Here is a 21,172-nt window from a genome sequence, read left to right as displayed (position 1 = left end):
TCCTTGAGGCAATAGAACACCGCGGCCGACAGCTCCCTGGCCGCGGCGGTGTTTGGGTTGAGAAGTAAGGGGATCAGGGCTTGTAGCGGATGTTGTGGGTTACCACCCGGTGCGCCGGGTCCACCCCCGCGGCAAAGCTGATGTTGCCGCAGGACAGCCGGTACACCGTGCGCGGGCCGATCGGCACCACCTCAGTGACCCGCTCCCACACCAGCGGCGCGTCGCCGTGCAGTACCCCCAGCAGCATGCCCAGCGCCGCCGGCGCCTTGCGTACGCCGCCGTCCGGGCCGGTTACCGGGGTGGAGACACTGCACTCCACCTGCGCCCCGCTTGCGGTAATGAGGCGCACACAGGGTACCTCCACCGCCGGGCGGATCGCCTCGATGGCGCCGCGGTGGGCGTCAGTGTCGCCGGTGTCCCACACGTCGATGGCATCGCCGTCCATGGCGTCGTCCACCCGTAGGCCGTCGCGCAGCCACATGCCGCTGGCCACACACTCATCCGGCGGCAAGGTGCCGCCACCGCTGCTGCTGCCGCCATCGGCCGGCGTGGTCACGTAGTCCACCAGCCGCCGGTGCACCCCCGCCTGGGCGGTGGCCCAGTTGGTGGTGGCGAAGTAGCTCACCGCGCCGCCGGCGTAACCGGGGTCGTCACAGTAGACGTAATACTTGGTGCTGAACCCCAGCCCGGTAATGCTGGCGGAGCCATAGTTCACCGAGAAATTACCAAACTGCACCGTGTGCGCGGCGATATTGATGGTGGCGGTGGTGCCCGCATCCACCGCCGTGCACACGGCGCTCAGCGCCACGCTCGACAGGTCGGAGTTGAGCATCGGCAGGCCGCGCTGGTCGAACGGCCGGCCGGTGTAGGGGTCGATGTAGCTGGAGCCGGTTTCCTGCAGCGCGCTGGGTGTCGTTACGTCCCCGACCGCCTCCTCGATCATCAGCCCGTCCAGGTACAGCTGGCTGCCGATATTCCAGGTGTCTTTATTCACCGCCAGCCGTAAAAAAGCGCCGCCGCTGGCGGTGGCCGTCAAGGCGGTAGAGAAGCGCTGCCAGCCGCCCACGGTCACACTCCAGCCGCCCGCCGGTATTGTGGCCGGGGTGTTCCCCGCCCCAATCGCGTACACCCGGAAATTAATCCCGGTAATACTGCCGGTCGCCCAATAGCTAATGATGTAGGTCTTGCCACTCTCCAGATTGAACAGCGCATCGTCTTTATTACGGAAATCCAGATACCCAAACGCCGCCACATCCGCGCAGGTCACCCGCAGGCAGGTGGCGCCAATCGGCGACGTTGCCGTGGTGTGCATCGAGGTGGTGACGCGCGGCGAAAAGTAAAACGGCGGCAGGGTGTACCCCAAAAACCGCGTGTACGACGGGTGATTGAGGTTGGCCCCGCGGCCGCCGATGTACTGCAGCACAAAGCTCTGCTGCACGTCGTTGGCGCTCAGCTCGCTGTTTTTGTAGGACCCGTCCGGGCGCTCAGCGGTAATACGGGCACTGGCGCGGGCGTCGATCACCATATTGCCCGCGCCGGACACGTTGGATAAATCCGTGCGCGCGCCGTAGTTGGCGAAGTCCTCCGGTTTGCCGCTGCCGCCGATCTGGTCCCAGGTCGCAGACTCCCCGAGGCCGGCATCGTCGTCGAAATCACTGGTGCCAACTCCGCCCGGCGCCGCGTACTGGCTGGGGGCGGTGCCGGTGCCCACCTGCACCTCCACCATCAGCTGGTCGAACCACATATTGCAGCCGGCGCCGCCGTCGTTATCCACCCGCATCAGCGCAAAGCTGCCGGAATTCGGCAGCGTGATCACGCCGGACACCCGCGCCCAGGTAAAGGCGGTGGCGTGCGTGGTGAAGGTGACGCCGTGGTGGTTGCCCGCCGGGTCCACCAGCATCAGCTGCCCGGACTTGCTCGCCAGGTTGCAGCGCACATAGGCCGACACGATGTAACTGCGGCCCCAGCCGGATGCCTTGATGTTGTAATCCGAGGTGCTGGTGCCCAGGTAGGCGTAGAAGTCGGTATCGGTCGCCTCCATGCGCAGACTGGCATCGCCGGAAAACTTGGTGGTGGTATCCACCACCAGGTTGCCGCGATTGACCGCGTACACGTAATACGGCGCCGATTTGCTGCCAATGCCGGCATAGCGCGGCTTCAGCAGGTTGATGCCATTGCCCGCCAGCTGGTCAGCAGTCACATCGGCGTTGTCCGCCGGCTTGCCGCTGCCGCCAACCTGCGACCAGTCCGCCCGCAGGCCGGCCTCGGCAGCCACAGCATCCAGCAGTGCCTGGCGCGCGTCGTACACCGCCTGCCAGTTGGACCGCCACAGGGTGCGCGTCACCACCGTGGTGCCCGCCATATCATCCCAGTCGTAGGGGCCCACCCCGCCCAGATAGCTGGTGAGGGTCGTCAGCGCGGACTGGTAAGTGTTGCGCGCCGCGGTCAGGCCGTAGGCGTTGGCGGTGGCCACAATACCGGCCTGCTCGCCCTGCAGGCGGTTGTACTCCTGAATCGCCAGTTTTTTCTCCGCCGGGTGCAGCTTGCCATCCGCGCCAATTTCGTCCAGCTCCGCCAGTGCGGCACTGGAGTCGGCCTGCGCGTCGGCGGCCGCGGCCTCGGCGTCGGCCAGCTGCTGCAGCTGGTCACCGGTGGCGCCGACCGTTGCCCCCGCTTCCGCCGGGGCGTTTTTCATCTGCAGCACATCGTAGTCGGACTGATCATCGACCGAAAAATACAGCTGCACCGGATCGTCAACACCCAGCTCCACCCAGCCGGATTGGATCAAGGTATCGCCAAAAATAACCCCGTTGACGTCCGCCGCGCGGTTGCTTTCCAGCTGATAGATTTTGAGCCGGAAGCCCACGCTGGCATCGAGTTTCGAGAGGGTGATATCGGTCCTGTCGTTGGCGCTATCCCCGACGGTCTCGCTCCACTTGAGGCCGTTGCTGCCCCACTCACAGGCGCTGTCGCCGTCAAACGCAATTGGCGCCGCGGCGCTGCCGGTGGCGGTATTGTTGGCGGAGACAATCGTGTGCGCGGTCACCGCCGCACCGATCACCTCCAATTCAAACCGCACCCACATCACCCGGGTCTGGCTGGTGAACCCGATGTGGCGCCAGGACAGGGTCTTGCTGGCGCGGTCCACCCACAATTGGAAGGCCACATCCACCAGTGGAAAATCCGCCGGCTGCGAGATCTTCTCCCAGTTTTTCACATTGGCCTGTACCGCCTGCGAGCGCGGTGGGCGATTGAGAATCGCGCCGTACTCCTGCAGGGTATTCAGCAGCTCACCGTCGCCCGGGCGGTCGCCCAGCTTGGTCCAGGTGGCCCGCTCGCCCGCCTCCGCGGCCACCTTATTCAGTAGTGTCTGGCGCGCGTCGTATACCGCCTGCCAATTACTGTTCCACAGGGTGCGGCTAATTGCCGTGGTACTGGCGGTGCTGTCCCACGTCGGCGACAGGCCGCCCAGGTAGCTGGTGAGTGCGTTTAGCGCACTGGTATAAGCCGTTTTTTCACTGGTGAGGCCGAACGCATTGGCGCTCGCCTCAATCCCGGCCTGCTCGCTGAGCAGCCGGCTGTACTCCAGTTTGACCCGCAGTTTTTCGCTGGGGTGTAACTTGCCGTCGGCGCCGATCTCATCCAGCTTGTCCAGCGCGCTGTCGGCGTTGGCCTGCGCCGCGGCCGCGGCCTGCTGGGCGGCGGTGGCGTCAGCAATCGCCTGTTGCACCGCCGGGTCTATTTCCGGGTCCTGGGTGTAGTTGGGGTATGGGCTGCGGCTTTTCGGTACCGTGTACACCCGCGCCGCCGCCGCCCCCAGGCAGTGCCCGCCCAGCCCCGGGTTACCGGGATTCGATGGGCTGTCGCCATAGCAGGCCACCAGCTTGCTGCTGGTCAGCACCGGCTGCGGGTTCTGGTGTCCGTCGATAATCAAAAGCACGCCGCCGGGCGCACCGCCGCCACCGCTGCCGCCGGGGGCGAAGGCATCCACGCCGCCGGGCAGGCCATCGCCACCACTGGTATCAATTTTTCCGGCCGCGCCCAGGGCCACCCCGCGCGCAACCACCACCAGACCGGCGCCGCCGGCACCACCGACGCCACCGAGGCCGCCGGGCTCATAACTGCGGTCGCCCTGCAGGTAGTTATAGGAGTTGCCGCCGCGCGCCCCACCGCTGCCGCGCAGGTCGTCGGGGATCCCGGCGAGGTCGCCGCCGTCGTTGTCGATGGCGAGCATGGGCATCACTTCGTTGCGACCTCTGACCACTTCGCCATTGAAGTCAACCCAGGGCGCGCTGTAGCCGTATTTGCCCAACGCGCGGCCGCTGCCACCGCGGCAGGAGCCCAGGAAGCCGGACCCGCTATTGCTCGGCGCCCCGCGCAGGGTGCCGTCAACCTGCAGCACTCCCATCACCCGCAGTTCCACGTTCTGGGTCACGGTCAGGGTGTAACCGGCGGGGATGGTCAGGTCGCCTAAGTAGTAAAAAATGGTTCGGCTACTGGCGGAGCCGGTGAGATTGCCGTCGGCGGTCAGGAAGCCGCTGCCGTCAATACTCAAACCCGCCGCGGTCATTTCAGTGCCGGCGGTGCTGTACCAGCCGTCGGGCAACTCTGCGCTGACACTGGCCGCCTCGTCGTTTGCCGCGGCCGCCGCCTGGGTGGAGCCAAACAGCTCTACCTGCACCGCGCCGCTGGTTTGATCCACGCTAATGCGCTGTACTTCCATGGCGCGGTCTAGGGTATCGGCGGCGGTGTAGTCGCGCACCTGCGGCAGGGTTACCCGCACCACGTCACCCACTTCAATGTCGTTTTTACTCGGCAGCAGCGACAGCCGCAGCCGCAGCGGAGGACCGGCAAAGCGGTCGCGCAGGGCATCAAAACGGTTTTTCAGGGTTGTGAAGGTGTGGCGGCTGTTGTGCAGGCCCTTGAACTTTAATGCCTGCGGTTTGCTCTCGCCGTGGGCGGCAATACTGGCTGCATCGGCCAACACATTGGAGCGCAGAAAGCGACCGTCGAAACCCGGCGCTTCGTACCAGGCCCATTGAATGGAAAAAATATTCCGCAGCGCTGCCAGGTCCTGCTGCAGTTCTCCCAGGCTCACCACATGGTCCGCGGTAATATCGGTCACGGTGCCGGCGTCGGCCAGCACTCCGGTCATTCGGCGGAACCCCAACTGGCCGGCGGCATTCACCGGCATATAGGCGCCCATCAGCAGGTTGATTTCCTGCTCAATAAATTTTTTGCCGTCGGTTTTGGTCAGCCCGTCAAAGCGCAGGATCACGCCCTTTGCGTAGTCGCCGGGCTTGTACCAGTCCGAACCCACGTTTTCGAACTCGTCCGCCACCACCAGCGCCGGGTCGATCCCCAGGTGCCAGTTGCTGGGCAGGCTGTTGGCGGTACCGAGAATTTTGCCGGTGAGCAGCGCATAGGCGAGCGCGGACGCGGGCAGTTCCAGGTAAATGAATTCCTCGACCTCAATGCCCTTGTCGCTGTCGTTTTCCGCCGGCACGGTGTGGCCGTATTCCACCGTACCAAACAGGCCGCGGGTGACGCCGGTAAAAGTGGTGCCGGTTTTGCCGGTCGCGCGCACCACTTCCCAGCCGTTTTGGTATTTGATTTTTAGGTAATAAACCGTCTGCCCGGGGGCATCGCCAAAACTCGCAGTGTGCGGGCAGGGTTCAAAATCGGCGGTGCTGTACACCTGCAGGGTACTGGCACCCTTGGCAAAGTCGGCGGCCAGACGGGTGCTGCGCGGGGTGAAAATATCCTGGCGCATATAACGCTGCACATCGCGGCAGCGCACCCGGTAGCAGCCGTGGTCATAGCTCAAACTCTCTTCCGCTACCTGGGTCTGCTCCAGGCGGAAGTCGGCCCAGTCCATGCCGGCGCCGCCCTGGTACAGGCGCACGGTGCGGCCCTTGATGCCATAGCCGGCGGCCAGCTGGTCGCGCAGGGTATCGGTGAACACGCCGCCCACGTCCACCAGCTCAAAATTGATTGCACCGATTTCCGCGCGGCCCTGTTCGGGAATCAGGCGCTGGCTGGTGCTGCTCACCTTGCCCAGTACGCCACCCAGGGCGCCGGCCGGCAGGCCAGAAATATCGCCGTGGCTCGCCAGGTACACCGGTACCGGGAACTCAATCACCACCACCAGGCGCAGGGCGCGCTGTGGGCTTTGGTTGTACAGCTCGAAGGTTTCGGAATTGTTGCGCATTACTTCGCCGCACCGTGCAAGGGGTTGTTAGGCCACCGTCTGCACGGTGGTGAAACTGAATTCGAAAAAGCGCCCCGGCAGGCGCTTTTCTTTGAAGCTTTTAAACTTGAGCTGCACCGTTTGCGGATCGTCCGGGGCCGCTTCGGTGCCCAGGGCGTCGAAGGTGAAATACTCACCAAAGGCGCAGCTGTTTTTGAACTCGCGCCACTCCGCAAGCTGTGCCGGGGTCAGCTGCATCGGCACCGTTCGACACACCGCCACCCGCTCAATGCGGTAGGCAGTGGTTTCACGAAAGCCGCTCAACGCGGTGTGCTCTTTGCCCTCGGGCACGTCGTCCACATCGTATTGCTGCAGGTCCGCGTGCAACTTGCCAGCGCCGCCGGTCACCAGGCGCGTGGGGAAAAATTCAATAAACACGGTTTACCCCGCTAGTTCCTGGGCCTGCCGGCTGCCGCTGGGAATAATCACCAGGTCCTGCTCGGCAATTAAGGTGGTGAGGCGGTCGGCAATATGCTGGGCGCTGTCGCCCACCAAGTCGCCGGCAATGGTGATATGCACCTGGCTGCCCAGGGCCGCCGCGTCATTGCTGGCAAACTGGGTGATGCCGGCGAGGCTGGCACCACCGGATGGCGGCGACGCCATGGCACTGCCGCCGCCGACACTGGCAATACCGCCACCGCCGCTAAAGTTGGCGCTTTTGATTTGCGCAATCTGCGCGGCACCGGTGGCTGCCATGGCGGTGGCCGCGGGAATACCCCACGGATAACCGCCGCTGTTATTGAACGATTCGATTACTGCGCTGGGCAGGGTTGCCACGGCCTTGGCGAGTGCCAGGCCCTTCTGGATTTTGAACAGCTTTTTACTGCTGGAATCGGACACGCCCAGCATCTGCTGGAAGGCGCCGAACACCGAGGCCACGCGATTTTTGCCGCTCTTGTCTTCGAATTTTTCACGCTCTTTGGCGTGCTTGCCCTCCAGCGCGGTCAGGCTGCGCTCGTACTCGTCGTGTTTGATCAGCTTGGTGGCAAAGGCTTCATCCAGCAGGGCCATTTCCTGGTCCTGCTTTACCTGCAGCTGCTCCAGCTCGGTGAGCCAGGACAGTTTCAGGGTTCCCAGCTTGGCCGCCAGCTGCTCGCGCTCGCGCTCACTGAGGCCGTCAGACCCCACGCCGTTGTCGCCCTCGTCGTTGGCCGCGCGGCCGAGTCCGGCGCTTTGCATCGCCTTGGCCGCAATTTCCTGCGCGCGTACGTCCGCCGCGTCCAGAATCTGCCCGACCTTGCTTTTCAGCATTTCGCTGGGCAGCTCGGTCATCAGCAGCGCGTGCAATTGTTCGCGGGATTCGGTAAACGCCTCGCGCTGTGCCGCGGCAAATTCGCGCAAACCTTCAGGCGCTTTCACCGTGATGCGGTCCACTATGCCCTCCACGCTTTCCAGCGCGGTGGCCGCGGAGCTATTGAACGGGGCCAGCAGTTCCAGCACCTTGCGGATCGGCCAGAACAGCCCCTCGATAAGGCCGTTGCGCACAGAATTAAGCGTGGCGATCACCAGCGAGAAACCGCTGGCCATACCCGCAAAAAGTCCCTGCCCCAAAGTCACCAAACCCTGAAACAGAATTTTTATGCCGTGGATGCCATCGGCAAACACACCCACCACCGAAACACCTTTTTTAAAGGCTTTTTCCACCATTGCGCCCATGCCGCCACCAGCGCTGGCCGCGTTGGTAAACTGCACTGCCACCTCTTCGATGATCGGTGCCAGGTGCACCGTCAACTGGTTGCCCAGACCCTGCCCGATTTGCCCAACGCGAAACATGGCGTCGTTGGCGGCCTCCAGTTTGGCAGCGTCCACTCGATCCAGCGCCACGCCATAAGCATCCACTTCCGTTTTCGCCTGCGCGAGACCGGCGGCACCCTGGTCAATCATGTTGATTAGGTCGCCGCCACTGCGGCCGAACAGGTCCGCCGCCAGTGATGCCTGGCGGGTACGGTCGCTCACCTGCCCCAGTCGGTTCACCAGCAGCTCGAAACGTTCGGCAGTGGGCATCCGGTTGAGTGCGTCGGCGGTCAATCCCAGGTCGGCCAGTGCTTCCTTCGCTTCGCCGGTTCCGCGCTCGGCATCGCCGAGGTTGCGGTTCATTAGCTCCAGCGCCTTGTTCATGCCCTCGTTGCTGCTGCCGGTGAGGTTGGCCTGGTGCTGGTAGGCGGCCAGCTCCCGGGTGGTCAGCCCCAGGCGGTCGGCGGTTTTTGCCAGCGCGTCCTGGGTGCCCAGGCTGGATTTCACCAGCGCGCCCAAACCGGCCACGCCGGCAAGACCCGCCACCTTGAGCTGGGTGCTATTGATGGCACCGCGCACGGCGCCCAGGTTGGCCCTCAGGCTTTTGAACATGGCCCGGGTTTTATCCGTGCCGGAAATAACAAACTTGTAATTGTCCGCCATGGGGTCCTCGGGGTTCAGCTGTCGGATTCGTCCGCCAGGGCCTCGATGGCGGCCATGGCGTTCAGGTAGTAGGCGGGCTGGTCACCCACACCACCGGCGCGCAGCAGGTGGCCAGCGCGGTAGTGCTGGTGCAGGCGCAGCAGGTTGGCGCTGTGCTCGGTGATCATAGGCTTTAAGCAGGTGCGGGATTCCAGAACCCCGCGGATCAGCCACTTTGCGATAGGTGCGGGGTTGGAGTCGTCGCAGTGTCTGCCCCACTTGCAGTTGCCGCAATCGAAGGCGCCGGGGTCTCGGGCAACGACGATTGCGGCAGCGAGTTTTTTCGTTCGTCCTCGCGCAGCGCACTGCGGGTCATAATTTCGTTGGCCAGCTCGCCCAGAAGGTTCCACGGCAGCTGTTGCCAACCGCCGGGCTTGAATTCCAGCGGTGCGCCGTTGGCGTCCTCCACGTTGCGCCAGCCTTTCACGCCCCAGGCCAGCATTTTTAGGCGCGCGCCATGGTTGGGGTAAAAAGTGCCACCACCGTCGATGGTGCCGTCGGCCATGACTTCCATGGTCTGCACCTCGGTCAGCGGCTCCAGCAAAAACGCGGCCGGGCTGCTGTCCGCGGGGTCGGTGTCTTTGGGCTGGTACCACATGGGGGCCAGCCCGGGGTTCAGTCTTAGTGCCATTGGGGCCTCTTAAATTAGCGCCCGCAATGCGGGCACGGTTGTCTAGGTGGTTGGCAGCGCGGCATGGGTGGCAACGCCACGCGGTTGACGCTGCGGGTCCCGTTCTGCCGCGGTTTGGGGTTCGGCTTTGGAAGGGGCGCGCCGCGCGCGCTGCCCATCCTGCTGAACGGCCAGAACATCAGGTAAACGTCAGGGTGAATGCGCTGTCGTCGCCGGCGGCGCCGTAGCTAATGTCGTAAGTGCGCACGCCTTCGCGGTCACCGGGGGCCAGTTCGCTGTAATACGCCTCGGCAATATCCAGCTGGTAGCGGTTGCCGGCAGTGCTGCCGATAGCGCCGGTGGTGATCGTCTTGGTGACGCCGTTTCGCCAGTCGCCGTGAAAATCCTGTGCCGCCACCAGGGTGGCCTCGGGGTCGAAGCTGCCGGTTACATCGCGGTCGCTGATAATGATTTCGCTGTAACCGTCCGCGGCGCTCATGCTCGGCGGGGTGCCGATGGTGTTGCCCAGGTCCAGACTTAGCGCGCTGATCACCGCGGCGTAACCACCCACGCTAAACGCCGCACCGATAACCGGCGGCGGCACACTCGCGTCGTACACTGCAACCGGCAGCGGCGCGTCGATGGGGCCGGTGACGTGGCCGGTCAAGGTCAGGCTGGCCATGCCCTTGTTGCCGGTTTCCAGATTTAGTGAGGCAGTGCCGCGGGCACCGGTCAGCTTGTACAGGCTGCCGTCCTCGTGAAAATAAATCGTCGCGCTTTCGTGGGCGGTGCTTGCCGGCGCGTACGCCACGCTGGTGCCGGCGGTCACCTCCACGCCCAGACCGCAGGCGCGCAGTAGCACGTCGGCTTCCGGTGCCTCGCCAGCGGTGCCGCTGCCTTTCAGTTCGGCGGTGCAACTGACCTCCATCAGGGTGCCGGCGAAAACCCGCTGGAACTGCCCCAGGGTGGCTTTTACCGCGTTGCGGTCCACCATGCGCGCGCCGGCATAACTCCAACTCACGTCTTCCACCAGCACCGCATCAGCGCCGCCCGGGGTGGCGTCGGTGTTATAGGTGGCCTCGATGGCCGCCAGGATCAGTTCGCGTTTAACCAGCTTTGCCATCGGTGCAGGCCTCTTGTTTGTCTATGGTTTTTTTCGGGACAAGGGGCGCGGGTTTATCTTTGCGGCCGGCCTTGCGGGGGATAACGGTCATCGTTTTGCGTTTGTTGTTCGCCACGATCAGGTCTCCAGGGTGGTGCGGTTGTGGCGGACCTCGTAACGCCAGGCACTGGTGGCCACGGCCTTGGGTTTTTCCGCCTGTTCCAGGTCGGGCTCGCTCAGGCCTTGCGGGTTGCAGTCCAGAACAAACCCCAGCCCCAGGCTGTAATCCGCCATGAGTGCCTGGTGAATTTCGGCATCGACGTCCAGCAACAGGTCGTCGATGGTGTCGGCGGGACCGGCCACCGCAATGTCGATAAAAATATCCTGCTCGGCATTGGCTACCGCATTGGACAGGGTGCTGGTCGGGCGCCGCTCTCCAAGGCGCACATTCAGCGCTGGGCCGGCCTTGTGGTGCGCGTAGGTGCGCGACTGCTGCACCCGGTCGCCGGTGGAGGGCAAGCCGGTGACGGCCATGGTGACGGCTGCCAACAGCTGTTTGGATATGTGAGCCATGACGGTTTCTCCAGTTACTGCAGCTCAAGCACCAGCGACGCGCCGCCGCCGTTGCGCGGCTGTATCTCGCGCACGATGTAAGACGCACCGCGCACCAGCAGCTCCGCATCCTCGGTGGCGCCCATCATGGCCGCGGTGTCGGCGTCACAGGTGAGCACTGGAATAGTGCCCGCCTGTTGCGCGGCCTCCTGCCAGGCATCGGTAAAAATGCCCGGCAGGGTGGCCCCCGACGCGACCACCTCGGCCTCGACGTAGTCCGGCAGGTCCGGGTCGATCAGCTCGGTATAAATGCCGGCCACGGGTTATTTGCCGGCTTTTTTATTGGCCGCTGCCAGTGCCTTTTCAGCCTCGGCCGCACGCTTTTCCGCATCCAGTGCGCGGGCTTCGGCAGAGGCGGCGCGGTCCTCGGCGGCCTCCAGTTGCGCGTCGGATTCGTCCAGCTGCTTTTCCAGCTCGGCAATATCGCCCGCAGCAGCGCCAGCGACAGCACCGGCAGTGGCTTGCGCTGCGCGGGCTAGTTCAGCGGTTTTTTTTTCCTCGGCGTGGGCCTCGGCAATGCGGGTCTGGCGGCCCGGCAGTGCCTTGCCACTGCGCAGCAGAAAGCGCGCGTCGTTTTTTTCGATATCGGCATTAGAGCCAACTTTCAGTACCGTGCCGCGCTCGGCAAATTCGCCTTTGACTTTGGTGCTGCGGGTGATGGTGATTTCGTTAATCTGTTCTTGAATCTCGGCCATGGGGTTTTCCTCGGCGGTCAATGAAATGCGTTTAAAAAAGGGGGAACAAAAAAGGCCCGCACTGGGGCGGGCCTTTTTGAATTACCGCGCTAGGCGGTCACGGCTTACGGGGTAAACTGTTTGCCGTGGGTGAAGCTCTCCGGGTGGCGCCCAGAGGTGTCGCAGGACTGGTGCGCCGTCACTCGGGTGATGCCGGCCTTGTCGCCGCTGTAGGGGTTGACCAGCATATCGAGGCCGCCCCACAGGCCGATAATCACATCGGAGAAATTGCCGTGCAGCAGGTCGCCCGCTTCCATCTGATTGGAAACGGCGGTGCCGTAACCGTTGACCATGTTGCCCGGCTCCCAGATGGTGGCGCCGTTGCTGCCGGCAAACTTCTCGGTGGTTTTGAAGTAGCCGCGCAAGCCCGGCCCCATCGCATAGGCCGCATTCGCCTCGTCCGCGTTGTCCAGCGCGGTTTCGGTTTCCATCTGCACCACTTCGGCAAACGTCGGATTGACGCCGGCAAAGTCCACGGTATTGATGCCGGTCATGTTGATAATGCCGCGCGGCTGGCCGTTAGCGCCGGTTCCGTATAGGCCCGCCTTGTCCAGGCCGATGGCCATCTGTGCGGCCAGGTCCATGCGCACCAGATTCTCAACGCCCGGGCTGGACTGCAGCAGCAGCTGGCGCGATAGCTCGGTATAGGCGCCGGCGTTTTTCGGGGTCAGCGCCACCTGGTCAAAAATGGGCAGGCCCTCGGCGGGAATGTCGCTGTTTTCCGGGTCCAGCCAGTACATGCCGGCGCCGCCGATCTGGCGAGGGATCACCAGGTTACCGTTCAGGCCGGTCAGCACCATGGCACCAAAGCGCGACAGCACCATGCGATTGCGCAGCAGGTCGATAAAACTTGCCGCCAGATGCTGGGTACCCACCAGATTGCTGCCGGTATCCGCCAGGGTAGCGGTCAGCGAGCGGGTATCGAACCCGGCGCGGCGCAGGTCGCCCACGTCCATGGCGCGGCTGGCCACCAGTACGTCGTGCGGGATCATCTGATCGCCTTTGCGCTCGCCCTTGTGCTTCTGCGCAGCGGCAACAGAACAATCCAGCTCAAACGCTGCCTGCTTGCGGAATTCCGCACTCTCGGGGAACGCCATCGCGCGGAACAGGTTCAGGAAACTGAACTGGCGCACTTCCTTGTCGCTCATGCCGATTTCCGGCGCTTCGGCCTGGGTGCCGCGCTCGTCTGCGCGCGCCTCCAGCAGTGACTGCATCAGGTCGTGTTTGGTTTTACTGGTGTCGCGCAGGAAAGTGCGCACCATTTCCGGCTCGGCGTTGTACTGCTCGGCAACGTCCAGAATGTCGGCAACGCGCTGGGTTTCGTCAACGCCGCCCTGCTTGCGTGCGGCTTCGCGTGCCGCTTCCAGTTCTTTCGGGTCCATAGTGTTGGCCTCTCGGGTTTCAGATTTAGGTTTGGGGGTTGCGGGCGAATCACTGACAGCAGGCGCCGCGCTGCGGGCCTCGCCTCCGGCGTTGTCGTCGGACTCTGGGGGGTTGTGTGCCGGGTCCCTGGTGGCCGCGCTGCGGCCGACACCAACGGCGTCATCGGCGGGCACCGACACAGTGGAAATTTCGTAGGGCTGCCACTTGGTGATGTGGTAAACGTCGGGGCCGTCCTCGCGCTCCTCTACCAGCTTCATCTCCCGCACGCGGTACCCCACGCTCACCTTGCTGCGGATGCCGTCGGCAATGTCCTGCAGAATGTCCTCGCCGCGCTGGCTGCGGCTGTAACGCGTCACGGCGCGGGCAATGTGGTCGGGGTCCACCCGGGCCTCATCCACCACGCCCACCTGCTGGTGCCAGTCGTGCATATCCAGCACCGGGGCGCGGTTGTTCAGCAGCGACAGGTCCACCGCTTCCGGGGTGCAGATCAGCACCTCGATGCCGTACCAGCGCTCGACCTTTTCGGTTTCGCTGGCGAACGCCATTTCAACGGTGCGGGCCTCCAGATTTACGGGGCCTTCTTCGTCGCCGTCGGCGCGGGAGCCACCTTGCGGCCGGGCACAAAAAAGGGCCGCACGTTGCGACCCTCTTTCGTTAATCTGGCGGACCAGTTCGTCCTGTTCATTAAGTATCATCGTCGGGGTTCTCCGGTTCCTCGTCCTCGGTTTCGGGTTCGTCCGGCTCCTGCGGAACCTTGGCGGCGGCCCCAATGGCTTTATTCACGCTGCCGGGGTCAATGCCGCGTTTGCGCATTTCCTCCTCCTCGCGCTGCAGCTCGTCCATGACTTCGGTGAACTCGCGCCCGCGGTCCGCGCAGATTTCCGTGCGGCTGATGGTTCGCATGTCCAGCTGCATGGCGTGCGCGGCGCTTTCTTTTTGCGGATCGGTCCAGGCCCAGCGGCGGCCGTTAAACTTGGCGCCGTCGGCGTAGCGGTCCAGCTCGCCCGCATTCAGCGGTGCGCCGCCGCTCAACTGGATTGCACCCATGAGCAGCGCTTGGCTTAACCACTCGTTAAAAATCGGGTGCAGAATATTGTCGATAAACCAGTTCTGCAGGCCCTTCCAAACCTCGCGGTCTTCCAGCGCGCCGATGCGCCCGGACGAAAAGTTGACGCCCTCCAGGTCGTTGGCGAGCGAGAAATAGGACACCCCGAGGGCCGCGGCGATACCGCGCAAGATGCCTTTCACAAAATCCTTGAAAGCAGCGTTGGGGTGCTGGGGGTCCCAGGTGGACAACTTGGCACCGTGGGGCAGCTGCCGGAAGGTGCCGCCCTCGACGTCCATGTAAAATTCTTCTTCGCCGTCTTCGTAGTCGTCCTCGTCATCGTCTTTGTCGATGCCGCCACTAAACCCGGTGTCGTCCTCGCCGCGCTCAATAATCCCCATGGTGCTGGCGCCGATGGCGGCGGCCGTCAGCTCGGCATCTTCGTACTTGTCGAGCATGTGATGGCGCGCGGCGGCGGCACAACCCAGCGGAAAGCCGCGGGCCTGGTCGATATATTCGTCGAGAAATTCGTGAATAATCCGCTCGGCCGGAATGCGAATATAGCCGCGTCCGTGCAGGGTGTAATAATCGGCGTGGGTGGTGTCGGTGCTGTGTAGCCAGTAGGCCGCGCGCCGGCCCTCGCGGTCGAACTCCACACCCAGGGTAATTTTGTGCCCGCCCCGGCCTGGCACCTGGTCACTGGTCAGCTGCAGCAGCAGCGGGTCCAGTAACTGGAAGGCGAACCCAAACGGCTTGATCTTGCGGCTGCGAATTTTCAGCGCCAGCACTTCGCCGTCGCGCAGCAGGCTGTTGAGCATCAGCCCGCACATGGCCTGCAGACTCAGGCGGCCGCGGTGATCCAGCCCCCCTTTTTTGCAGGCGCTTTTCCACGCTTTTTCTACCGCGCGGCTGGCGCGCTCGTCCGGTTTGTCGCCCTTGGTTTTGATACTGGCGGAAAATCGAAACCCGGTGTGGCCGATCACATTGTTCTTCGCCAACCCCAGAAAACGCCGGTAGTAGGGATCGTTTTTTGCCAGCTGGCGGCTGCGCGCCACCATGGTGTGCAGTTCCTGCTGCAGCTGCTGGTTGATTGGCATCGGGGTGGTGGTCCAGCCCTCGGCCAGGCGGCTTTTTTCCGCGGCCTTGAAATGACCCACGGCGCGCAGCGCGCCGCGCATATTGCGCGCCTGGTGGCCCACCTGGTCCAGTTTGGTTTCTAGTTGGGTGATTTGATCCTGCAGGGCAGCACGGCCGGTGATACGGTTAAAAAAATTCATGGGCGGCCCTTTATGGCATCCGCGTTAGTACGCGGTTGGAGTTTTTGCCGGTGCGTTTATCCCGACGGCGTCGGCGCTGCTGGCTGACCTTACCGGCATAGTATTTTTCCGCTTTCACCATTTCGTCCCAGCTGTAATAGGTCACCGTCTGGCCCTCTACCGCAAAAGACTGCTTGCCGGTGGTGGCCTTTTTCGCCAGCTGCTCGCGCAGTGCATCCAGCATTTTTTCGGCAAAACTGCGCGGGTCATAACTGCCGCTGGCGGGGTTGGGTTTCACCACCACCCGCTGGGACGCCAGGGTGACGCGCTCGGTGGCGCCGCGCTTCATCATCGGCACCAGCTGATAGTCGCCGGCCGCCCACTGGGCGGTGGTCGCGCTGTCGATTGTCGCTTTGTACTCGCTGCCATCGGCCACGGTGGCAATGGGCTGATTTTGCCCCAGGGATACCAGCCGGTATTCCAGCGCCCAGCCATCCGCAGGAAGATAGCCCGCTTCGTAACGGCTCCAGCTCACGGAATCGCCGGCAACAATTTTTTTCGGTTCGGTCATGGTGTCTCGTTACCTCATGCCGCCCACCTTGCGGGCGACGTTGCGCCGCCGGCGCTTGCGTGGCTGCGGCGGCTCGGGCTCTTGTGGGTAGTACAGGGCATCAGTGGCCGCGGCGGGCTCTGGCTCTCGGGGTTTTAGCTTGCGCGCCAGGGCGCGCAGGTCCGGGTTGAGAATTTCCAGCGCGGCCAGGGCGTACACGTAGCAATCACCGGCCTCTACCCGCTTCCGAATGTCCTTCATCGCGTGGACAATGCGGCCGTTTTTCTTGGTCGGCACGCGCTGAAAACCAGTGAGCTGTTTGAAATATTCCTCGTCGGTACCGCGGTCCACCGGAAAATGCACATAGCCGGGGCCAATTTCTAGAATTTGCAGCCGCCCTAATATCATTTCCTTGGCGGTGTCGGTGCCAATGGAAAACAGGTTGACGTTGCCCTTGTTGTTTTTGCTCGGCCGCGACACCAGCGGCGCCGCCGGCGTACTGCTGCCCTTGATGGCGAAAACCCGCTCCGCTTCAAACCGCTTGCAGTATTTGTACACCGCGTCGGTGTTGTGGCCGCCGGTATCAATGGCCACCGCACTGATCCGCAGGTAATTGCCGCTCTCGTGCTTGAATCGGCCGTGGCGCCACTGGGTCAGGCGCTCCCACACCTCTGGCCGGTTGGGATCGCCGGGGAAAATCTGGTGCTCAACCAACCAGGACTCGTTGCCGGGACCAAATGCCCAGGCGCTGGCCTCCAGCCGGTCGGGCTGGGTATCCACGCCACCCACCACAACGACGGCAGATTGCGGGATTTCTTCGGGGTAATGTTCGCGGCGCATATACAGGTGGTGCGCCTCCACGCGCTCGCCCTTTTCTTCCCAGGGCTCACCCAGGGTGGTGTTTACCCAGGTCTTAAGGTCGATGGGGTCGCCCTTGGCTTCCAGAAAGTCCTCGGCGATTTTTCCCCAGGTGGTGCGCGGGCTGTATGCCGACCAGGTATAAACCGACGCTTTGCGCGGCGGGTCCACTTTCTCGCCGTCGCGGTAAAAGGTAAGGCCGTCGCGGGTCACCATGCCGGACTCACTGCGCATTTCACCGTGCGCGTCCATCCACTCCAGGGATCGCTGTTCGATCACGCAGCCGTGGTGGATACAAACGTAATACGCGTGCCGGGCTTTGCCTTCGTCCCACTTGATGCCATAGGGCACGTCGGGGCCGCCCCACTCCAGAATCTGGTACTCCTCGCAGTGCGGGCAGGGCACCCAGCGTTTGAAGTCCTCGTCAGCTTTGTCTGCCGCCTTGGTCAGCTGACACTCGCCCACGCGGGTGGGCGTACTGCCGCGAATGGATTTCGGGAAGCTGGAGCCCTCCAGGCGCTTGTCGCCCAGTTTGGTGGGCGTGCCCTCGCCTTCCACGTCCTCGTCAAATTTCGATAACTCGTCGTAATAAACGACGTCCACCGACTTTTCACGAAAGTTGCCGGCGCTTTTACCACCGCGCACAAACAGCTGGCGGCTGTTGGAAAAACGCTTGTAGTCCAGCGTGTTGTCGCTGTGCTTTTTACCGAACCATGGGGCCAGTTTGCGCAGGACCGGAACATCGCGGATCACCGGCTGCACATGCTGTTTCATAAAATCTTCAGCATCCCCGTCGGTTGGCTGCCACAGCATCTGATTGCGCTGCCGGTGCTCGGTGTAATACGCAATGGCGGCGGTGATGCACTTGGTGTAACCGACCCGCGCCGACTTGCGCCAGTTGAACTCCTCAATGTCGTCGTTGCCCATCATGTTTAGGATGGGCACCTGGTAGGGGTCGGACGTCCAGGGACCGGTGGTGTAACTTGACTCGGCCACCAGGTAAAAATACTTGTCGGCCCACTCCGCCAGCGGCAGCGGCTCCGGTCGTTTCAGTACCCGCAGGGCTGCGCGCAGGTGGCGTTTAACTGCCAGTGTCTGCTGCGCCGATAATTTCATCTAGCAATTCATCCAGAAGGCGGTCCACATCGGCCGCCGCATTCTGCGCGCGCACGCGCTCCGCCTTTATGAACTCCATATCGGTGGCCGTCAGTGAGGGCACCCGGCGCTTAATCTTCGCCTCCAGGGCATCGAGTACCGCCGCCATTTCCGAGGCGATTTTCCCAAACAGCGGACCGGCAATTTCTACCGGGATCAGCTCGCCGCGGGCTTGTTTGTTTTTCAATGCGAGACCGTCGGCCCGCTCTTTTGCCAGTCGTGCCTGCTCAAGCACCGGGTTCAACCCATCGCCGTCATCCGGGTCCGGGCGCTCCAGCTTCTGCCTGTCCAGGGCTGCCGCCACGCGGTTGTCCACCACGTCACGCACGCTGTAGAAAGCCTGGTTTCCCACCCGTTCGGTGGGCTCCACACCCCAGCGCGCGAACCCCGGCGCGGTCACACTCAGGCTCTCGCACATTTGCCGCTGGTTCAGCAAACAGTCGCGCACCTCGCTGGGGGCCGTTTGTTTGGTATTGCCGGATTTTTTTCCGACCTTCTCGGCGAGCGTTTCACTCTGTTTTTTTCGGGCTTTTCGCTTCGACTCGGCCATCCCCTGTTATCCCCTCAATGACCAACAACAAACACCCCAAAAAAAGCCTCATAAATAGCGAAACCTCGCGCTGCTGCGGACCCGTATGCGACACACCCCGGGAAGGACCCGCGGCTGGGTGCACGGTGTTGGTCATTTCAGTTTGCGCAGCTCGTTGGTAATGGATCGGGTCAGCTCAATGGGTACGCGCTCACGAGCTTTGCGCTCCATAACCTCAATCAGGCGCTGGCTTACAAACGTGCCGCGAGGGCTGGGGCCTACCACGCCCTTGAGAGGCAGGCGGCCGGGGCCTTTGCGTGCGAACACCAGCAGCTGCCCCTGTGGGGCGCGTGCGATAAAGGTGCCCGCATAGGTCTTAGACTTACCCCAGGCTTTGGCCTTAACGCCTGGTGCTTTGAACTTGCCGCGCGTGCTGCGGCTGTTGAAGTGGCCCGCCTTGCGTTGGGCCGGGCGCACATACTCAATAAGGTTTCGCGCTCTCGCTTTGGCTGCGTCAATGGATGCCTGCAGTCTGTCGCGCCTCGCCAGATACAGCTTGTGGGCTTGCCGTATATCCTTCTGCTTGACGCTGGTCTCAGCAGCCACCTGCTTGATGGCCTCACTGTTTACACTTTTCACAGCGCGGTTCATGGCCGGACCTGCAGCCCTAGCCACCAGCCCCTGTGCCATCTTCCCCACCTTCCGGTCAAGCAGATTCAAGTCGTCCTTGATACTGATCATTAGCCGGGTTTCTGCGCCGCCATCTGAGCGGTCTTGTCTTTTGAGCCCTGACTGGATCCAAACCAGAATTGCAGGATCATCGGAATGGCACCGGTGATCACTCCCAGCATCAAGGTGCTGGTCTTTTCGATATCCGGGGTCATTACCACCTGCCCCGAGAACAGAGCCCAAATGAGACCGAAGTAACCGGCGATAAACAGGCTCGACAAAATGATTTGCGGGGTCAAGCTGGTTTTGGCTGCCATGCCGCGCGCGTCTTTGCGATCGTCAACTTCCAAGGCAAAAACATCGATATCAAGCTGGCGCATCTGCACACGGAATTCATTATCGAGCTTGCGCAGTTCGGCAAGCTGTTCCGGGCTGCTATTCAGCACCAATTCGGCGAGGTCTTTCTCATCGGCTTCTGGATCACCAAGAAACCGGTCAGCGAGAAACTTTACTGCCGTGCCGGCAGCTGGCCCGCCGAGAGCCGCGCCAATCGTGGGCGCTACGTTTTTAACCAGGCCTTTCCAGTTCATGTGATTGCTCTCGGTGGTTGTAGGGTGCCACCCCCAAAACGGGATTGGGGAATAGGGAGAATCAGGGGTGGCAAAACTGAATTATTTAACGGGTTTTTGTCGCTGCTCAGCCTTGGTGGCCTGGTCCCGCACAAATTTGTTGTGTTTGTTGCGCGTTACCGTTGCATACACATTCCAGATCAGGCCAAGGGTGGCGACGATCAACCCCACCAGCTGTACCGGGCTTACGGGCACTTGCGTCATGCCAACACCAGCGGCGGTAGTGGCTACGGCGCTGCCTTCCTGTCCGTTCATGTTTTCTCCAGGCATAAAAAAACCGGCGCTGAGCCGGTTTAAAACATTTGATGAGCTGCAGTGACAACTTTTCCAAGATAGCGGTTTTATACCGCCAATCCGCCAAACTGCAAAATCTCGCGAATGAAATTTCATTCATAGTTTAGCGTACGTGTCCGCCGGTATTTAATAAGACAATTTAATCTATTGCTTTTTGTGCCTAAACCTAAGATGAATCGAAACCATACAGCAAATAGTTGCGATCAAGACAGACTGGTGAAGGTGCCACCCGCGCCCTGAAGATCCAAGCGACTCCCCTAGAATCAACGAGTAGATATCAAGATACAAAATCGACTGCCCCAAAAGCATCACATAGCAGACAAAAGAACCAAATATGTAGTTAGAGGCAATAACACTGCCAAAGCGATCAAATATATCTTTCATGGTAGATTTTTATCCTTTCCGAACCGAAAAACTCAGATGACGATATCGGAATTTTATAATTTTTAGCAGATTCCAATGTAACACTTGGTAACCACACAAACTCCGATCAAAACTCTTTCTTGATGTTCTTTCGCTTTGTAGATGACGAATCCTTTCTCACATAACCACGTGGTTGACGCCCAATAATAGGTAGAATTATTCAGCAACACCTGCCGGAATCTGGCTTTCCTCCAAGATCACCATGCCCGCAATATAATTGATTGCCCCCAGCAACTCGGCCACTCGCCTTTCTCTAGTGGGTAGCCGCCGGGCTTCCTGAATTTTTTTGATCGCCTGAAAAGCCATGCCGCCGTCGCTATCCAATAGTTCACTGATACGCAGCATTGGCTGCTCATGAAACGGCTGCCCTTGAGCATGTCGGTCATTCCCTTTGCCTGCCGCGGCTTGCTGCAATGCGCGCTCCAGCACATCAGTCAACGTCTCGTACCCAGGAAAACGCCCTATTGGTTGTTCTTGAATCTCTGTAATCATTCGCTCTGTCCTATTTTCTGCTTTTGTGTCGCGAAACCGAGGCCCCCTTACTCCAGGGCCCGACCGCTCCCGGTCACCGCCCTAGTACATCAACTTCAATGGAGGCGAGCGGCCCGGTTGCCGGTGTTATTGAGCCTCACAGGCT

General features: G+C 62.0%; 19 protein-coding genes. All 19 read right to left on the bottom strand.

Going from position 1 to position 21,172, the window contains the following annotated elements; translation table 11 throughout:
* Positions 1-73 precede the first annotated feature (73 nt).
* A complete protein-coding gene (locus GRX76_RS10990; RefSeq protein ID WP_160153347.1) occupies positions 74-6,211 on the bottom strand; it encodes a hypothetical protein in 6,138 nt (2,045 codons plus the stop codon).
* A gap of 27 nt (positions 6,212-6,238) precedes the next feature.
* On the bottom strand, positions 6,239-6,628 hold the full coding sequence (locus tag GRX76_RS10985; protein ID WP_160153346.1) for a hypothetical protein: 390 nt from the start codon (positions 6,626-6,628) through the stop codon (positions 6,239-6,241).
* A 3-nt stretch (positions 6,629-6,631) separates the two neighbouring features.
* Positions 6,632-8,647, bottom strand: coding sequence for a hypothetical protein (locus GRX76_RS10980; RefSeq protein WP_160153345.1), 2,016 nt, complete (start codon positions 8,645-8,647; stop codon positions 6,632-6,634).
* Between the two features lie 14 nt (positions 8,648-8,661).
* Complete coding sequence (locus tag GRX76_RS10975; protein WP_160153344.1) at positions 8,662-8,814, bottom strand: hypothetical protein; 153 nt, start codon at positions 8,812-8,814, stop codon at positions 8,662-8,664.
* A gap of 38 nt (positions 8,815-8,852) precedes the next feature.
* Positions 8,853-9,317: a hypothetical protein gene (locus tag GRX76_RS10970; protein WP_160153343.1), complete on the bottom strand. Its 465-nt coding sequence runs from the start codon at positions 9,315-9,317 to the stop codon at positions 8,853-8,855.
* A gap of 178 nt (positions 9,318-9,495) precedes the next feature.
* Complete coding sequence (locus tag GRX76_RS10965) at positions 9,496-10,419, bottom strand: phage tail tube protein (protein WP_160153342.1); 924 nt, start codon at positions 10,417-10,419, stop codon at positions 9,496-9,498.
* Positions 10,403-10,534 carry a hypothetical protein gene (locus tag GRX76_RS19390; protein ID WP_255461799.1) on the bottom strand — a complete coding sequence of 44 codons (132 nt, stop codon included), beginning with the start codon at positions 10,532-10,534 and terminating at the stop codon, positions 10,403-10,405. Before GRX76_RS19390 ends, GRX76_RS10965 begins: the two co-directional genes overlap by 17 nt.
* A 2-nt stretch (positions 10,535-10,536) precedes the next feature.
* Complete coding sequence (locus tag GRX76_RS10960; RefSeq protein ID WP_160153341.1) at positions 10,537-10,971, bottom strand: hypothetical protein; 435 nt, start codon at positions 10,969-10,971, stop codon at positions 10,537-10,539.
* A gap of 14 nt (positions 10,972-10,985) precedes the next feature.
* A complete protein-coding gene (locus tag GRX76_RS10955) occupies positions 10,986-11,270 on the bottom strand; it encodes a hypothetical protein (protein WP_160153340.1) in 285 nt (94 codons plus the stop codon).
* A 3-nt stretch (positions 11,271-11,273) separates the two neighbouring features.
* A complete protein-coding gene (locus GRX76_RS10950; RefSeq protein WP_160153339.1) occupies positions 11,274-11,705 on the bottom strand; it encodes a hypothetical protein in 432 nt (143 codons plus the stop codon).
* Positions 11,706-11,809: 104 nt separating this feature from the next.
* A complete protein-coding gene (locus tag GRX76_RS10945; protein ID WP_160153338.1) occupies positions 11,810-13,822 on the bottom strand; it encodes a phage major capsid protein in 2,013 nt (670 codons plus the stop codon).
* Entirely contained in the window at positions 13,812-15,449 is a 1,638-nt protein-coding gene (locus GRX76_RS10940; protein ID WP_160153337.1) for a phage portal protein, read from the bottom strand. Before GRX76_RS10940 ends, GRX76_RS10945 begins: the two co-directional genes overlap by 11 nt.
* A gap of 10 nt (positions 15,450-15,459) precedes the next feature.
* A complete protein-coding gene (locus GRX76_RS10935; protein ID WP_160153336.1) occupies positions 15,460-15,999 on the bottom strand; it encodes a hypothetical protein in 540 nt (179 codons plus the stop codon).
* A gap of 9 nt (positions 16,000-16,008) precedes the next feature.
* Positions 16,009-17,952, bottom strand: coding sequence for a phage terminase large subunit family protein (locus tag GRX76_RS10930; protein ID WP_160153335.1), 1,944 nt, complete (start codon positions 17,950-17,952; stop codon positions 16,009-16,011).
* Positions 17,918-18,541, bottom strand: a complete 624-nt coding sequence (locus tag GRX76_RS10925; RefSeq protein WP_160153334.1) for a terminase small subunit — start codon at positions 18,539-18,541, stop codon at positions 17,918-17,920. The genes GRX76_RS10930 and GRX76_RS10925 overlap by 35 nt, the downstream gene beginning before the upstream one ends.
* A gap of 132 nt (positions 18,542-18,673) precedes the next feature.
* Positions 18,674-19,261 (bottom strand): phage tail protein, encoded by a 588-nt coding sequence (locus GRX76_RS10920; protein ID WP_160153333.1) that lies wholly within the window; start codon positions 19,259-19,261, stop codon positions 18,674-18,676.
* Complete coding sequence (locus GRX76_RS10915; protein ID WP_160153332.1) at positions 19,261-19,779, bottom strand: hypothetical protein; 519 nt, start codon at positions 19,777-19,779, stop codon at positions 19,261-19,263. The genes GRX76_RS10920 and GRX76_RS10915 overlap by 1 nt, the downstream gene beginning before the upstream one ends.
* A gap of 81 nt (positions 19,780-19,860) precedes the next feature.
* Entirely contained in the window at positions 19,861-20,073 is a 213-nt protein-coding gene (locus GRX76_RS10910; protein ID WP_160153331.1) for a hypothetical protein, read from the bottom strand.
* Between the two features lie 618 nt (positions 20,074-20,691).
* Positions 20,692-21,027, bottom strand: coding sequence for a hypothetical protein (locus tag GRX76_RS10905; RefSeq protein ID WP_160153330.1), 336 nt, complete (start codon positions 21,025-21,027; stop codon positions 20,692-20,694).
* Positions 21,028-21,172: the final 145 nt, after the last annotated feature.

The sequence above is a fragment of the Microbulbifer sp. ALW1 genome, assembly GCF_009903625.1.
GTDB lineage: Bacteria > Pseudomonadota > Gammaproteobacteria > Pseudomonadales > Cellvibrionaceae > Microbulbifer.
Note: the sequence above shows the minus strand (reverse complement) of the source record. Positions and strands in the feature narration are given on the sequence as shown.

Coding starts and splice junctions, on each gene's coding strand:
- GRX76_RS10980 (WP_160153345.1), bottom strand. CDS start 8,647: ATGGCGGACAATTACAAGTTTGTTATTTCCGGCACGGATAAAACCCGG.
- GRX76_RS10910 (WP_160153331.1), bottom strand. CDS start 20,073: ATGAACGGACAGGAAGGCAGCGCCGTAGCCACTACCGCCGCTGGTGTT.
- GRX76_RS10925 (WP_160153334.1), bottom strand. CDS start 18,541: ATGGCCGAGTCGAAGCGAAAAGCCCGAAAAAAACAGAGTGAAACGCTC.
- GRX76_RS10935 (WP_160153336.1), bottom strand. CDS start 15,999: ATGACCGAACCGAAAAAAATTGTTGCCGGCGATTCCGTGAGCTGGAGC.
- GRX76_RS10915 (WP_160153332.1), bottom strand. CDS start 19,779: ATGAACTGGAAAGGCCTGGTTAAAAACGTAGCGCCCACGATTGGCGCG.
- GRX76_RS10905 (WP_160153330.1), bottom strand. CDS start 21,027: ATGATTACAGAGATTCAAGAACAACCAATAGGGCGTTTTCCTGGGTAC.
- GRX76_RS10965 (WP_160153342.1), bottom strand. CDS start 10,419: ATGGCAAAGCTGGTTAAACGCGAACTGATCCTGGCGGCCATCGAGGCC.
- GRX76_RS10950 (WP_160153339.1), bottom strand. CDS start 11,705: ATGGCCGAGATTCAAGAACAGATTAACGAAATCACCATCACCCGCAGC.
- GRX76_RS10975 (WP_160153344.1), bottom strand. CDS start 8,814: ATGATCACCGAGCACAGCGCCAACCTGCTGCGCCTGCACCAGCACTAC.
- GRX76_RS10940 (WP_160153337.1), bottom strand. CDS start 15,449: ATGAATTTTTTTAACCGTATCACCGGCCGTGCTGCCCTGCAGGATCAA.
- GRX76_RS10960 (WP_160153341.1), bottom strand. CDS start 10,971: ATGGCTCACATATCCAAACAGCTGTTGGCAGCCGTCACCATGGCCGTC.
- GRX76_RS10990 (WP_160153347.1), bottom strand. CDS start 6,211: ATGCGCAACAATTCCGAAACCTTCGAGCTGTACAACCAAAGCCCACAG.
- GRX76_RS10970 (WP_160153343.1), bottom strand. CDS start 9,317: ATGGCACTAAGACTGAACCCCGGGCTGGCCCCCATGTGGTACCAGCCC.
- GRX76_RS10930 (WP_160153335.1), bottom strand. CDS start 17,952: ATGAAATTATCGGCGCAGCAGACACTGGCAGTTAAACGCCACCTGCGC.
- GRX76_RS10945 (WP_160153338.1), bottom strand. CDS start 13,822: ATGATACTTAATGAACAGGACGAACTGGTCCGCCAGATTAACGAAAGA.
- GRX76_RS10920 (WP_160153333.1), bottom strand. CDS start 19,261: ATGATCAGTATCAAGGACGACTTGAATCTGCTTGACCGGAAGGTGGGG.